At 60.6% G+C, this 15,161-nt stretch carries 11 protein-coding genes; 8 read left to right on the forward strand and 3 right to left on the reverse strand.

Going from position 1 to position 15,161, the window contains the following annotated elements; all coding sequences use genetic code 11:
* Positions 1-126 precede the first annotated feature (126 nt).
* On the forward strand, positions 127-1,320 hold the full coding sequence (locus tag QF010_RS12260; RefSeq protein WP_429511509.1) for a DUF3142 domain-containing protein: 1,194 nt from the start codon (positions 127-129) through the stop codon (positions 1,318-1,320).
* Positions 1,307-3,421, forward strand: a complete 2,115-nt coding sequence (locus tag QF010_RS12265) for a hypothetical protein (protein WP_429533195.1) — start codon at positions 1,307-1,309, stop codon at positions 3,419-3,421. The genes QF010_RS12260 and QF010_RS12265 overlap by 14 nt, the downstream gene beginning before the upstream one ends.
* A 3-nt stretch (positions 3,422-3,424) precedes the next feature.
* Here QF010_RS12265 and QF010_RS12270 read toward each other — a convergent pair whose 3' ends face one another.
* Positions 3,425-4,054, reverse strand: coding sequence for a LysE family translocator (locus QF010_RS12270; protein ID WP_429533196.1), 630 nt, complete (start codon positions 4,052-4,054; stop codon positions 3,425-3,427).
* 145 nt (positions 4,055-4,199) lie between these two features.
* Here QF010_RS12270 and QF010_RS12275 point away from each other — a divergent pair, with 145 nt between their 5' ends.
* Positions 4,200-4,676: an Lrp/AsnC family transcriptional regulator gene (locus tag QF010_RS12275; protein ID WP_033059662.1), complete on the forward strand. Its 477-nt coding sequence runs from the start codon at positions 4,200-4,202 to the stop codon at positions 4,674-4,676.
* A 42-nt stretch (positions 4,677-4,718) separates the two neighbouring features.
* On the opposite strand, the gene lpdA is transcribed toward QF010_RS12275, so the two are convergent.
* Complete coding sequence (gene lpdA, locus QF010_RS12280) at positions 4,719-6,119, reverse strand: dihydrolipoyl dehydrogenase (RefSeq protein ID WP_429511511.1); 1,401 nt, start codon at positions 6,117-6,119, stop codon at positions 4,719-4,721.
* Positions 6,120-6,336: 217 nt separating this feature from the next.
* Between lpdA and hflK (QF010_RS12285) the strand changes: the two genes are divergently transcribed.
* The 5 genes from hflK (QF010_RS12285) to cfaB all read left to right on the forward strand — a co-directional run bounded on the left by hflK (QF010_RS12285) (position 6,337) and on the right by cfaB (position 13,705).
* On the forward strand, positions 6,337-8,295 hold the full coding sequence (hflK, locus tag QF010_RS12285) for a protease modulator HflK (protein WP_429533279.1): 1,959 nt from the start codon (positions 6,337-6,339) through the stop codon (positions 8,293-8,295).
* Positions 8,292-9,332 carry a protease modulator HflC gene (gene hflC / locus QF010_RS12290; protein WP_429533197.1) on the forward strand — a complete coding sequence of 347 codons (1,041 nt, stop codon included), beginning with the start codon at positions 8,292-8,294 and terminating at the stop codon, positions 9,330-9,332. The genes hflK (QF010_RS12285) and hflC overlap by 4 nt, the downstream gene beginning before the upstream one ends.
* Complete coding sequence (gene hflK / locus QF010_RS12295; protein WP_429533198.1) at positions 9,329-10,387, forward strand: protease modulator HflK; 1,059 nt, start codon at positions 9,329-9,331, stop codon at positions 10,385-10,387. The genes hflC and hflK (QF010_RS12295) overlap by 4 nt, the downstream gene beginning before the upstream one ends.
* Complete coding sequence (locus QF010_RS12300; protein WP_429533199.1) at positions 10,384-12,294, forward strand: cation-translocating P-type ATPase; 1,911 nt, start codon at positions 10,384-10,386, stop codon at positions 12,292-12,294. Before hflK (QF010_RS12295) ends, QF010_RS12300 begins: the two co-directional genes overlap by 4 nt.
* 226 nt (positions 12,295-12,520) lie before the next feature.
* Positions 12,521-13,705: a C17 cyclopropane fatty acid synthase CfaB gene (gene cfaB, locus QF010_RS12305; protein ID WP_429511515.1), complete on the forward strand. Its 1,185-nt coding sequence runs from the start codon at positions 12,521-12,523 to the stop codon at positions 13,703-13,705.
* Here the strand turns inward: cfaB and cls are convergent.
* Positions 13,702-15,141 carry a cardiolipin synthase gene (gene cls, locus QF010_RS12310; protein WP_429511516.1) on the reverse strand — a complete coding sequence of 480 codons (1,440 nt, stop codon included), beginning with the start codon at positions 15,139-15,141 and terminating at the stop codon, positions 13,702-13,704. The two genes, cfaB and cls, sit on opposite strands and share 4 nt — an antisense overlap.
* Between the last annotated feature and the right edge of the window lie 20 nt (positions 15,142-15,161).

Below are 15,161 nucleotides of genomic sequence, written 5' to 3' on the forward strand. Positions count from 1 at the left end.
TAAAATCAGACACAGCGGTTCTTCAGATACACCGTGCACGTAGTATTGGCGACTGCTACGCAGCCGAACGCAGCCTCGCAGGCTCGACAGCTGCTACAAAGGATCTGATTCGGCTCAAGGGGCTTTATGTATTTTTTCGCTCGTCTGTCGGCGTTGATTGTCGCGATGGCATTGCTCAACGGTTGCGAACGACAGGACGCGCCCGCGCTCGATCAGCAACTCTACGTCTGGCAACGGCAATGGACACCGGCCCACGAAGCGTCGCTGAGGGACAGTCGCGCTGACTTTTCCACTCTGCGGGTGCTGGCCTTGCAGGCATTCCCTGAGGCGGGTTGGCGCCGGGCGCGGATTGCCCCGGCGTTGCTCAAACGTGATGGTCGGCCGCTGATCGCGGTGATTCGTCTCGATGGCCAACTCAAGTCGCTGGATCGGGACGAAGTCACCGCGCAGATCCTGCAGGTACTCGGCGATTGGCAAGGGCAGGGGTTGAATCTCTCCGGCGTGGAAATCGACCACGATGCCGGTACTGCTCGGCTACCGGCCTACCGCGAATTTCTTACGAACCTGCGCGCAGTTCTGCCGGCCTCTATTGCGCTGAGCATCACCGCGTTACCGGCCTGGCTCGACAGTCCCGAGTTGCCGGCGTTGTTATCCACAGTCGATAGCAGCGTGTTGCAGGTGCACGCGGTGAGCGATCCGCGTCTTGGTTTGTTTGATGCGGATCAGGCCCGACAATGGACCAAGGCCTGGAGCCGAATCACTTCGAAACCTTTCTATCTGGCGCTGCCGGCCTACGGTGTGGCGTTGTTGCCGGGTCGTGGTGCGCCGGTAGTGGAAAGCGAAGTGCCGATAGAACGGGGTGGCAAACGCAGGGAATTACTCGCCGATCCGCAGCAACTGAGCCGGCTCGGGAGCGAATTGCGCAACGATCCACCGACGCATCTGGCAGGCCTGATCTGGTTTCGTTTGCCACTGGCCAGCGACCGCCGGGCCTGGAGCCTGACGACCCTGAGCGCCGTGGCGCGTGGCGATGCACTCGACAGTCGACTGGCGCTGAAACTCTCCGAGCAAGAAGGCCTTTATGACATCACCCTCAGCAATCAGGGCAACCTCGACAGCGCCTGGCCCGAACGCCTGACACTCGCGGTGCAGGGTTGTGATGGTGCCGATGCGCTGGCTGGTTATGCGTTGCAACAGCGTCCGGATCTGCTTACCTTCACCCGCCTGCGCGACGGTCGAATACCGGCCGGCGGGCAGCGCGCCATGGGTTGGGCTCGTTGCGCACATATTGATCAAGGAGGTTCGAATGTTGACCCGTAACTGGCCCCGCCATCTGCTTTGCCTGAGCCTCAGCCTGCCGCTGGGTTCGGCGCTGGCCTGCGGGCCGGATTTCCCTATGCGTCTGCTGGACAACCGCGGCCAGTCGCTGGCGGAGCTGCCGGAAGGGAACTTCAGATTTGAAATCCGTCGCCTCGGGCATGCGGTCGCCGGGCTGAAGAACGTCACCGAAACCGCCTATAACATGGATGCGCCCGACTACGCAGAACAGCGGGACAAGGCTGAACAATCCGGTTTGACGGCTGAGCAGCAGGTGCTGGTGAAACAGTTACGCAGCCTGACCGATGCGCATGAAGTCGAGAGTCAGGGCACGAGCTTGCCGGCTGAACTCAAGCTTTATCTGGCTGGCGCTGTGGCATTCAATGCCGGTGATCATGGACTGGCAGCCGAGTACTTCCAGAAAGTGCTGGCATTGCCGGCGGATCAACGGGCGTTGCGCAGCACTTGGGCGGCTTACTCGTTAGGCCGGGCGCTGTTTGCCATGAGCGCGGAAGCGGACGCTGGTCCTGACCTGCTGGCTCAATCTCGAAAGGCTTTCGAGCAGACCCGTCAGCTAAGCATCGACGGTTTTAGCGATCCACTGGAACTGGGCGTCGCCAGTCTTGGCGAAGAGGCCCGCGTCGCCCGCACTGACGGCGACTGGAACCGCGCCATCGAACTCTACGCCACGCAAAACCTTCAGGGTTCGGCGGTGGGTTATACCTCGCTGAAACTGTTGGTGGCCGACCTCGCGGCGATGCCTGACGATCAACTGGCCGTGTTGCTCAAGGGCAAACCGGTGCAGCAACTGGTGACCGCGTCGTTGATCAGCCGACTGGGTTGGTCATTCGGTGATCAACCGCCGAACGAATTGAAACTGATCAAACTGCTGCAAAACAGCACCCGCGGCAGCCTCGATAACGCTGATCGGCTGGCAGCGGTGAATTATCAACAGGGTGATTACGCCAGCGCCAAGGCGTTCCTCGAACACGCCGGTGATGGCGGACTGGCGTGGTGGCTGCGGGCCAAACTGGCCGTGCGTGATGGCGATAAAAACGCGGCTGCCGCAGCGTATGCCAAGGCTGCCCAGGCCTTCCCGCAGAACGAGTCGTGGGGCGAGCGGCGCACGCCAGACTGGGACTTCGAAACGCTTCAACCCAAGTGCCGGGTCGAGGGTGAAAGCGCGATCCTGGCGTTGCAACGCGGGGATTACCTGCAAGCGTTCGATCAGCTTTATCGCAGTAAAGATATCTATTGGTACGACGCTGCCACGGTCGCCGAGCGCGTGTTGACCGTCGATGAGCTCAAGCAATACGTCGACACTCAAGTGCCGGCGCCGCCCCCTCTGACTCAGCAGGATCGCGATAACTACGTACCATTGCCGGTGGCGGCGAAACTGCGCAATTTGCTCGGGCGGCGCTTGCTGCGCGAAGAGCGGTATGACGAAGCGCCGGCCTATTTCGATAACGACGATTTGCAGGCGAAGGCCAAGTGGTACGGGCAGTTGCGCAACGACGCTGAATCAAAGTGGTGGCCGACCAAACGGGCATTCGCTTATTACCAAGCAGCGACACTGGCCCGTTACGAAGGAATGGAGTTGTTGGGCTACGAGCTGTCCCCGGATTACGCCACTTTCAGTGGCAATTACAGTCTGGAAGCGCCCGAACTCAAGGTCGGACCACTGATAGCCGAGGGTGAAGTACGGCGCCAGCAAGCCACGGTGGCGCAACCTGATGAGCGTTTCCACTACCGTTTTGTCGCCACGGCGCTGGCGAGCAAGGCCGCTGATCATCTGCCCCACAGCAGTCAGGCGTTTGCTTCGGTGCTGTGCAAGGCTTCGTCGTGGGGCACCAGCCTGCAAGAGCAAAGCGCGTTCTACCGTCGGTATGTCGAAGAAGGCCCGTATGTGGTCTGGGCCGGCGATTTTGGTCATCAGTGCCAGGAACCGGACTTTCAGAACGTCGACAAGCGCTATGTGACCCAAGTTACCAACGCTGTGCGTTCGCAGCTGCGGCCCTACAAAATACCGTTGCAGATTAGCGGTGTGATAGCGGTCACGGCAGCGGCGCTGTTGCTGATCAATCGCCGCCGCAAGACGCGGTAAGGCTCAAGCCTGTTGCACAAAGGTCAGCCGCACGGCGAAACCGATCAACAGGCTGCCAAACAGCCACTGCTGCAGGCGTTGGGCCGAAGGACTGCGTTGCAGCCAACGGCCAAGCGCTGCGCCGGTCAGTGCGTAAGCGCTGTCGAACAACAGCCCAACGCCAACCAACACCACGCCCAGGGTCGCAAATTGTGCGAGCACCGGCCCGGCGTGTGGATCGATGAACTGCGGCAGCAGCACCGAGCAAAACAGCAACGCCTTGGGGTTGAGCAGGTTGGTCAGCAAACCGCGCTGGATCGCTGCGCGCCAGCGAGGTTTCTCGGTGGGGGTGCCTGCTGCGTTCAAACTCGGCAACATTGTGGTTCGCAGGCATTGAATGCCGATCCACAGCAGATAGGCGGCCCCCGCCAGGCGCACCGCGTCGAACGTCCAGGGTGCAGCCTTGAACAGTGCCGCCAACCCCAGCGCCGCCAACGCTACATGGCAGCCCCGGGCAACACCCAGACCCACCGCAGTCGCCAGCGCCGCGCCTTTGCCCTGACGGGCTCCGGTCTGCAACAACAGGATCATGTCCGGGCCCGGCAACAGATAGACCACCGCCAGCGCCATGAAAAACACCCAGAGTCCTGCCACGTTGCACCCCATTCGTTGTCGATTCGGTACGGCCAGTCTAGGGCTGAAGGGCAGGGCAGGTGGTTGCGTAGTTCGCTTCTAAAATGCTTTGGGTTGGCATAACCTGCCACTCAATTGCAGGTAAACCATCAGGATCTGCCAAACCATGAAACTCGACGCCTACGACCGCAAGATTCTCGCAGCGCTGCAACGGGACGGTCGCCTGAGCAATGTGCAACTGGCTGACGAGATCGGTCTGTCCGCCTCGCCTTGTTTGCGCCGGGTACGGATGCTCGAAGAAGCCGGGGTGATACGCGGTTACCAGGCGAATCTGGATCGCGACGAAGTAGGGCTTGGGCTGACGGTGTTTGTCGGGGTCAAGGTCGAGCGGCACAACGATGAGCAGGCCGAATCCTTTCGCCTGGCCGTGACGGCGTTGCCCGAGGTGATTTCGGCCTTTCTGGTGTCAGGGGAATCGGATTTTCTGCTGCAAGTAGTGGTGCCGGACCTGCGCGCCTATGACCGTTTCCTCACGGGGAGGTTGTTGAAATTGCCGGGTGTAAGTGACATTCGCAGCAACTTTGCAATTCATACGGTGAAGACGCCGGGCGCGTTGCCGTTGGAGCATTTACCGGCGAACTAAGATCATTCCCACGCAGAGCGTGGGAATGTTCAGGCAACTCCATCACATCTGAGTCGCCATCCCCTCCACATTCATCGCCGCCTGGCGCAAGGCCTCGGAGCGGGTCGGGTGTGGGTGGCAGGTCAGGGCAATGTCTTCGGCAGAGGCGCTGAACTCCATGGCCACGCAATATTCGCCAATCATTTCACTGACGCTTGGTCCCACAAGGTGCACGCCGAGAATCTCGTCGGTGCGCTCATCGGCGAGCACTTTGGCGAAGCCTTCGGTCTCGTGATTGATTTTTGCCCGGCTGTTGGCGGTGAAGGGAAACTTGCCGACCTTGTAGGCACGACCTTCGGCCTTCAGTTGTTCTTCGGTCTTGCCGACGCTGGCCAGTTCGGGTTTGGTGTAGATCACGTTGGGGATCAGGTCGTAGTTGACCTCGGCCGCCTTGCCGACAATCTGCTCGATGCAGACCATGGCCTCATCTTCGGCCTTGTGGGCGAGCATCGGCCCGGACGTGACGTCGCCAATCACCCAGATGCCAGCCGCTTCAGTGCGATGACCCTTGTTGGCGAGCATGCCGCGCTTGTCCGTGGCGAGACCGACGTTTTCCAGCCCCAGGCCTTGTGTGTAAGGCCGGCGTCCGATAGACACCAGCACGTAATCCGCTTCAATCGTTTCGGCCGTGCCACCAGCGGCGGGCTCGACGCTGAGCTGAACGCCGGTCGCCGAGGTTGTGGCGCTGGTGACTTTGGAACTCAATTTGAAGTTGATGCCCTGTTTACTCAACGAACGTTGCAGGGTTTTGCCGGCTTCACCGTCCACACCGGGGCAAATCCGGTCGAGAAACTCGATCACCGTTACCTGAGCGCCCAAACGCCGCCACACCGAACCCAGCTCCAGGCCGATCACCCCGGCGCCGATCACTACCAGATGCTTGGGCACTTCGGTCAGCGACAACGCGCCCGTCGAATCGAGGATGCGTTTGTTGTCGATGTCCACACCGGGCAGGGGAGTGGGCTCTGAGCCGGTGGCGATGATGATGTTCTTGGCGTTCAGTTCGGTCTTGCCGCCCTGGCTGTCGGTCACCGTCACTTTGCCGGGCCCGTCGATGTGGCCCCAGCCCCTGATCCAGTGGACTTTGTTTTTGCGAAACAGAAACTCGATGCCCTTGGTCAACCCGGCAACGCTTTCATCCTTTTGTTTCATCATTTGCGCGAGGTTGAGTGTGGGTTTGACTTCAATCCCCAGGTTGGCGAATTCCGTGCCCATGGCGGCGTCGTAGAGTTCGGAGGCGTGCAGCAACGCTTTTGACGGCATGCAACCGACGTTCAGGCAGGTGCCGCCGAGGGTTGCGCGTCCTTCTATGCAAGCCGCTCTGAGGCCCAACTGCCCGGCGCGGATCGCCGCGTTATAACCACCGGGGCCTCCGCCCAGAATCACGACGTCATAGATGCTCATGGTTGTACTCCTGGAGTGAACGGGGATCGGAATGGGTAAACGTAGTCATTGAATAAAATTACGAACGTAATATGTGCGTTCTGCAGCATTTCGGTCAAGGCTTCAGGCAAGCGACAGGTTGAGCGCCTTTAGATACAGCATTTAAGAACGGAAATTTCACGGCTTTCGTTATACCGTAACGTATTGCGATATGAGCAACGATAAACACTGGGGTGGTATGCAAGTCGATCTCGATGTCGATGGGACGCAAGTAGCCGGGCTACCGCGTTTCCAGCAGGCGGTTTTTCAAGGGCGGCGATTGCGTCAGTTCGCAATCGGTCTGGGCGCTCTTGCGGCGGCAGGTTGGTTGCTGGCGTTTTTTGTCGGGCTGTTTGCGCCGCAGTCGCTCTGGCCCGCGTTGCTGGTCAATCAGAGCGCCTGTTTGCTGGTGCTGGTCGCCGGTTTGCAATCGGCCTGGTGGGTGACGCAGTGGCGCGCGCGGGCGTTGAACCCGGTCGTGCAGGTCGTCGTGGCTGACGAAGTCGTTGCCCCAGTGGGCTGGTACGAAAGGCTGCTGGATCGGCTAAGCCAGCGATGGTTGCGAATGCTGGTGCAGATTGGCGCCCCGACGCTATGGCTCGCCGGTTGGTCGCTGTTGGCGTTGTTGAGCATCGAACAAGTCTGGAATCTGGCACTGCCGCCCGCCGCACCGGGGTTGTCGGCCAGTGTCGGTGCGGCGCTGTCGTTGCTGCTGGCCTTCGGTTTGCTGGTGCTGGAACGTCAATTGGCGCAGGAAAACGTCGCGCAATGGCCCGAAGCAGCGTCGTTGGCGCAGCTGACTCGAGTGGCGATCATCTGCCTGGTACTCAGCGCTTTGTGCCTGTTGTTCGGTAGCGAAACTTCAATCTGGCCGGTGCGTCTGGCGGTACTGATCGGCTTGCTGCCAGGATTGGTCGCCGCCGAGTTGCTGTTGCGCGCCCTGCTGTCGTTGTTCAGTCCACAGCGCGAACAACTCGAACCTGCCTTGCTGGCGCGCAGCTTCGTCGCCGACATGCTGCGCTGGCCGCCGCAACCTTTGCTGGCGTTGCAGCACGAATTGCACAACCGTTTCGGCATCGACCTGCGGCAGATCTGGGCCTTCACCTACATGCGTCGGGCATTTTTTCCGGTGCTGGCCGTAGTCTCGATAGTGGGTTGGTCACTGACCGGCATTCACGAAATACCGCTGCAAGGGCGGGGCATCTACGAGCGATTCGGCAAACCGGTGGAGGTATTCGGTCCTGGTTTGCACGCAGGATTGCCCTGGCCTCTGGGCCGTGTGTTGAGTGTCGAGAACGGTGTGGTCCACGAGTTGGCCACCAGTGTTGGCGACACACCGGCCCCAGTCGTGGCCGAACCCGCCGAAAGCCCGGCGCCCGCGATTGCCAACCGCTTGTGGGACGCCAGCCATGTGAACGACAAATCCCAGGTCATTGCCAGCAGCCGAGCCGACAAGCAGAGCTTCCAGATCGTCAACATGGACGTGCGTTTCGTCTATCGCATCGGCCTGAGCGATCAAGCGGCGTTGGCTGCGACCTATAACAGCGCCGACGTCCCGACACTGATCCGCAGCACCGCCAGCCGGATTCTGGTCCACGATTTCGCCTCGCGAACCCTCGACGGTTTGCTCGGCGAAGACAGGGTAGGGCTCGCCGAAGAAATTGGTCGGGCGGTACAGGCCGACTTGCAGAAACTCGACAGCGGCGTGGAAATTCTCGCCACCGTGGTCGAGGCGATTCATCCGCCGGCCGGTGCCGCCAATGCCTATCACGGTGTCCAGGCTGCGCAGATTGGCGCCCAGGCATTGATTTCCCGCGAGCGCGGTGCGGCGGCGGAAGCCACTAACCAGGCGCAATTGCAGGCCAGCATCGCTCGCGATCAAGCGACGGCCAGCGCTCGTGAAATCAACGCCACTGCCCAAGCGGCGGATCTGCGGTTCAGCGCCGAGCAAAAGGCCTACGCCAGCGCCGGCCAGGCCTTCGTGCTGGAACAGTACTTCAGCCAACTGTCCCAAGGCCTGGCCAATGCCAGGTTGCTGGTGCTCGACCATCGTCTGGGCGGCAGCAGTAACGCGCCGACCATAGACCTTCGTACATTCACGCTGCCGGCTGACCTTGCGCCGGCGCGTAAAACCGCTCAGCCAGGAGCTGCCAATTGAGCCAGTCGCACACTCATGATCACGATGACCACACTGGCCACGATCACGGCCATGGCGGGCATCACCACGGACATCACCATCACCATCACGGTGATCCCCAAGAAGCGGGCCCGTTCCCGTGGCGGCGAATGGGCTGGGCAGCCTTGCTGGTAGCATTTGCCATCGCGGCAGCGAGCCTGGTGCAAGTGCGCTCGGGCGAGGCGACGGTGATCACGCGTTTCGGTAATCCGTCGCGGGTACTGCTGGAACCAGGTCTTGGCTGGCGTTGGCCTGCGCCTTTTGAAGCGGCGATTCCTGTCGATCTGCGACTGCGCACGACCTCGAGTGGTTTACAGGATGTGGGGACGCGGGACGGTTTGCGCATCATCGTTCAGGCTTACGTGGCCTGGCAGGTTCAGGGCGATCCGGACAACGTGCAACGCTTCATGCGCGCTGTACAGAATCAGCCGGACGAAGCCGCGCGGCAAATTCGCACGTTTGTTGGCTCGGCGCTGGAAACCACGGCCAGCAGTTTTGATCTGGCTAACCTGGTGAACACCGACGCCAACAAAGTACACATCGCTGATTTTGAAGCGCAGTTGCGTCAACAGATCGATCAGCAGCTGCTCACGACTTATGGCGTGCGGGTGCTGCAAGTCGGCATCGAGCGACTGACCTTGCCGTCGGTAACCCTCACCGCTACCGTCGATCGCATGCGTGCCGAGCGTGAAACAATCGCCACCGAACGCACGGCTATTGGTAAGCGCGAAGCGGCGCAAATCCGTTCTGCCGCCGAGCGTGATGCGCGAATAGTGCAGGCCGATGCGACGGTGAAAGCTGCCGATATCGAAGCTCAATCGCGCGTCGAAGCCGCGCAGATTTATGGTCGCGCCTATGCCGGGTCACCACAGCTCTACAACCTGCTGCGCTCCCTCGACACGCTAGGCACGATCGTCACGCCCGGCACAAAGCTGATTCTGCGTACCGACGCCGCGCCGTTCCGGGTGTTGGTTGACGGTCCGCCGACCCTCGATAACAAGGCCGGGTCGCAGCCATGAAATTAGTTCCACGTGGAACAAATGAGTTAAGCAGTCCCTGGATTCAGGCTGGGCGACTGGCTTTCTTGGCCCTTTACGCCGTGACGGTACTGGCCGCTTTGGCGTGGGCATTTTCCAATGTGCGGCAGATCGATCCACAAAATCGCGCGGTGGTTTTGCATTTCGGCGCGCTGGATCGCATCCAGAATGCTGGCCTGCTATTGGCTTGGCCACGTCCGTTTGAGCAGGTGATTTTGTTGCCCGCGGCGGACCGGGTGATTGAGCGTCGGGTGGAAAACCTGCTGCGCACCGATGCCGCGTTGCAGGCAGACCGGGCAGCAAGTTTCGCTACACCGATCAGCGATGCACTCGCCGGCTCCGGTTATTTGCTCACCGGTGACGCGGGTGTGGTGCAACTGGATGTGCGTGTTTTCTACAAAGTCACCGAGCCCTATGCCTTCGTCCTTCAAGGCGAACATGTGTTGCCGGCACTGGATCGACTGGTGACCCGTAGCGCCGTGACGCTCACGGCGGCGCGAGATTTGGACACTATTCTGGTCGCTCGGCCAGAGCTGATCGGCGCCGATAGCCAGGCAGCCGAACGCCGCGAACGGTTGCGCGGTGATCTGGTGCAAGGCATCAATCAGCGCCTGGCTGACCTGACCGCGACCGGGCAGGGGTTAGGCATTGAAGTGGCTCGGGTCGACGTGCAATCGAGTCTGCCAGGCCCAGCGGTTAATGCGTTCAACGCTGTTCTGACCGCCAGTCAACAAGCCGATAAAGCCGTGGCCAATGCTCGCACTGAAGCCGAGAAACTGACTCAGACGGCCAACGAACAAGCCGATCGCACGCTGCAAGTCGCTCACGCCCAAGCGAGCGAACGTCTGGCCAAAGCGTCGACGGACACCGCCACGGTATTGAGCCTGGCCAAGGCGCAGCAACAAGGGACCGACCCGCAAATGCTGCTGCGCATCTACCGCGAGCGGATGCCGAAGATTCTCGGTCAGGCCGGCTCGGTGACCACGGTCAACCCGAAAGACGATTCCCGCCTGATCATTCAGGGAGCTGCACAATGACCACCCCAACCGCCGCCGCACCGAGCATGTTGTCCTCGGCTGAACAGCGCAGCGCCGCCCGGCAATTGACCCTGGCCATGCTCGCATTGGGCCTGCTTGCGCTCGGCCTGACCTGGCGCTGGTTGTCTCCGGAGCAGACGGGCGTCAGTCAACTGCTGCTAGGCTTTGCTTCGTTACTGGTGGCCGTGCCCGTGATGCGTTCGGCCTGGTACAGCCTGCGTTATCCGAGCCTGCACGGGATCACTGATCAATTGATCGCCCTGGCCATGCTCGGGGCGTGGGCCACGGGTGATCTGCTGACTGCAGCATTGCTGCCGATCATCATGATCTTCGGCCACGTGCTGGAGGAGCGCAGCGTGATCGGCTCTCAAGAGGCGATTCGCGCCCTCGGCAAACTGACGCGCAGCCACGCTCGCAAGGTTCAGGCCGATGGCTCCATCGTCGAAGTCGATAACGGCACACTCAAGGCCGGAGACCTCGTCGAGGTGCGCGCGGGTGATCGGGTGCCGGCGGATGGTCGGGTGTTGTCCGGTCAGGCGAGCCTGGACACTGCTTCGATTACTGGCGAATCGGTGCCGATGGAGGCGGGCGTCGGCATGCAAGTGTTCGGCGGCGCGATCAACCTCGACGGTCTGCTGCGCATCGAAGTGACCCGCACTGGCAATGAGTCGACTCTCGGCAAAGTCATCGCGCTGATGCAAAGTGCCGAGCGTTCCAAACCACCGATCACGCGTTTGCTGGAACGTTACGCCGGCAGCTACATGGTGCTGGTGTTGCTGCTGGCCGCCGTGACCTGGTTCGTCACTAACGATGCTCAGGCCATGCTCGCGGTGTTGGTGGCGGCCTGTCCTTGTGCATTGGTGTTGTCGGCACCGGCCACGGCGATTGCCGGGGTGGCGGTGGCGGCTCGTCACGGGATTCTGATTCGCAGCTCCGCGTTCCTCGAAGAGTTGGCAGATCTGACTTCGCTGGTGGTCGACAAGACCGGAACCCTGACCTTTGGCACCTTGCGTTTGCAATCCATCGACAGTCCGCTCGAGGATCGCAGCCACGTCCTTAAACTCGCTGCCAGCCTCGGTTCTGCCAGCAGTCATCCGGTTAGTCGTGCGCTTGCCGGATTGGTCACCCAGGAACATTTTCTGCTGCTCTCTGACATCCACGAACGCCAGGGGCTGGGCGTGGTGGCGATGACGGAGCAGGGCGAGGCGGCGCTCGGTCGTCCGGAGCTATTCGCGCAATTGGGTATCGCCACTTCCAGTGTTCCCGACCACGATGGCCCGATTGCCGGGCTGGCGCTCAACGGTGAATTCCTCGCCTGGTTGTTGCTGGCCGACAGCGTCAAACCTGAAGCTCGATTTGCTTTGAGCGAGCTACGCGAATTGGGGTTGGGCCGGCAGTTGCTGCTGACAGGGGATCGGCAAAGCGTCGCGCACACATTGGCGCGGGATGTCGGGATCAGCGACGTTGAAGCTCAAGCGTTGCCCGAGGACAAACTCAATCGTGTGTTGAAAGAAATCGGCAGCGGCTTCCGGCCGATGGTCGTGGGAGACGGGATCAACGATTCGCTGGCGCTCAAGGCCGGTGTGGTCGGCGTGGCCATGGGCGCGGGCGGGGCGGACATCGCGCTGGCTTCGGCCGACATCGTCCTGATCGGCAGCGACCTGCGTCGACTCGGTACATGTGTGCGTTTGAGTCGCCAATGCCGACACACGTTGCAGGTTAACGTGATCATTGGTCTTGGCTGGACGCTGGCGATTGTTGCCTTCGCCGCCTTCGGCTGGCTTGGTGCTGCGGGCGCGATGATTGCTGCGCTGTTGCACAATTTCAGCACCCTGCTGGTGTTGGGGAATGCCGGGCGTTTACTGCGTTTTCAGGAACCATTGCTCAAGCTTGAGGATGAGGATTGAACACGTCTGGTGAGTGCTCTAAACAGCGCGATCACGGGCGATTTCAAGTTTTCAGAACTGTACGACGAATTCGTAGTCATCTAGGTGAGGGCAATCACTTTTGTGAATTCGCGACGGTTAGTTCGAGCGTTACGAATCATAAAAAAGGGCTATTAATTCGGTAGCCAGCTATTTTTCAAGGATGGACTACCCTCACATCAGACGTCTGAAACAAGAGGGTCTATCCATGCTCGCGCATCTTCCTCCGGCCTTACAGAATCTGCAGTTACCGTTACGCCTGCGACTCTGGGACGGCCATGAATTCAACCTGGGGCCGACGCCTAGCGTCACAATTGTGGTCAAGGACCCACAAATGGTTACCCAGTTCACTCACCCAAGCCTGGACACGCTCGGAGCGGCGTTTGTCGAAGGCAAGCTTGAGCTGGAAGGCTCCATCAGCGACGTGATCCGCGTTTGCGATGAGTGGAGCCAGGCGTTGCTCGGTGATCAAGACAGTCAGCCAGTGCGCACCCCTCACGACAAAGAAGCAGACGCCAAGGCGATTTCCTACCACTACGACCTTTCCAACGCGTTTTATCAACTGTGGCTCGACAGTGACATGGCGTATTCCTGCGCCTATTTCGAGACCGGCAGCGAAACGCTGGAACAAGCCCAGCAAGCCAAATTCCGCCACCTGTGCCGCAAGCTGCGGCTGCAACCAGGGGAATATCTGCTGGATGTCGGTTGCGGTTGGGGCGGACTGGCACGGTATGCCGCCCGGGAGTTTGGTGCGAAGGTGTTCGGGATCACGCTCAGTAAAGAGCAACTCGCACTTGCCCGCGAACGGGTGACCGCCGAAGACCTGGACGATCTGGTCGAACTGCAACTGCTCGACTACCGCGACCTACCTCAGGACGGCCGTTTCGACAAAGTGGTCAGTGTCGGCATGTTCGAACACGTTGGCCACGCCAATCTGGCCGAGTACTGCAAGACCTTGTTCGGTGCGGTGAAGGAGGGTGGCCTGGTAATGAACCACGGGATCACCGCCAAGCACATCGACGGCCGTCCGGTGGGGCGCGGTGCCGGCGAATTCATCGAGAAGTATGTGTTCCCCAATGGCGAGCTGCCGCACCTGTCGATGATCTCTGCCGAGATCAGTGAAGCAGGGCTGGAGATCGTCGACGTCGAAAGTCTGCGCCTGCACTACGCGCGTACCCTGGACCACTGGAGCGAACGCCTGGAAGACAATCTGGAAGCGGCTTCCCGGCTGGTGCCAGAGCAAGCCTTACGGATCTGGCGGCTGTACCTGGCGGGATGCGCTTACGCGTTCGCCAAGGGCTGGATCAATCTGCACCAGATTCTCGCGGTGAAAGCCCACCCCGATGGCAGCCATGAACTGCCATGGACGCGAGACGATATCTACAACCCTTAAAGTATCGGTGAAATAAGCCGGGCGACCCGCATGCCGACCTGTTGCAGGCGGCGGGTCTCCCGGCTTTCTTCTTTGGCGATCTCGTGAGCCTGGGCGAAGTCATCGTTGAGCATCTGTTCTACTTCGGCGGCAAAGGCGCTGTCGACCGTCAACAACATCACTTCAAAATTCAGCCGGAACGAGCGGTTGTCCAGATTGGCACTGCCAATGGCGCTGATTTCGCTGTCGATCAACACCACTTTCTGATGCAGGAAGCCAGGCTCGTAGCGGAACACCCGCACGCCGGCGCGCACGGCTTCGAAGGCATACAGGCTGGAGGCGGCGTAGACGATTCGGTGGTCAGGTCGAGAGGGCAGCAGCAGCCGCACATCCACGCCTCGCAGAACGGCCAGCCTTAACGCGGCGAACACGGCTTCGTCGGGGATGAAATAAGGGCTGGTGATCCACACCCGCTCGGTTGCCGCATGGATGGCTTCGACGAAGAATAACGAACAGGTTTCGTAGGAATCCGCCGGACCGCTGGCGAGCAATTGGCAGAGCACGCCGTCGTCCGGGTAAACGTCCGGCAGGATCAGCGGCGGCAATGAGCGGGCGGCCCAAAACCAGTCTTCAGCGAAAGATTCTTGCATGCAGGCCACCACCGGCCCGCGTACTTGCACATGGGTATCGCGCCACGGCGCCAGGGGTGGTTTCTCGCCCATGTATTCGTCGCCGACGTTGTGCCCACCGACGAAACCCAATACGCCATCGACCACCACAATCTTGCGGTGGTTACGGAAGTTGACCTGGAAGCGGTTGAGCCAGCCACTGCGGGTCGCAAAGGCTTTGACCTCGACGCCGGCATCGCGCAGTGGCTGCACGTAACTGTGAGGCAGGGAGTGGCTGCCGATGCGGTCGTACAATAAATAAACCGCCACGCCTTCGGCGGCTTTCTGCAGCAGCAAGGTTTGCAGGCGTTGGCCGAGTCGATCGTCGTGGATGATGAAAAACTGAATCAGCACCGCTTCCTTCGCGTTGCTGATGGCGTCAAAAATGGCGTTGAAGGTGGCCTGGCCGTCGATCAGCAAACGCACTTCGTTGTTCGCCAGGCACGGCATGCGTCCCAGTTTCGGCATCGCCCTCAAGGACGCGTAAGCACTTGAGGCGCGAGCGGTCAGCGCCTCTTCTACCCAAGGGCGCCAGTTGAGCTCGGAGATTGCCTTGCGCATTTCTTCGTTGGCCTGCCGCCGAGCCTTGATGTAGCCATCGAAGGTACTGCGGCCGAAGACCAGGTAGGGGATGAGTGTGAGGTAGGGAATAAACAGCAACGACAGGGCCCAGGCGATCGATCCCTGGGCGGTCCGGACGGTGAGCACGGCGTGGATGGCAGCGATCAGGCCCAGCGTATGAAGCAGTGCAATCATGTAGCCAAAAATATGCGGTCCAAAGTAATCCATGGGGGCAGCCTTGCTCCTGA

It is taken from the genome of Pseudomonas silensiensis, assembly GCF_050434865.1.
Classification (GTDB): domain Bacteria; phylum Pseudomonadota; class Gammaproteobacteria; order Pseudomonadales; family Pseudomonadaceae; genus Aquipseudomonas; species Aquipseudomonas fluorescens_W.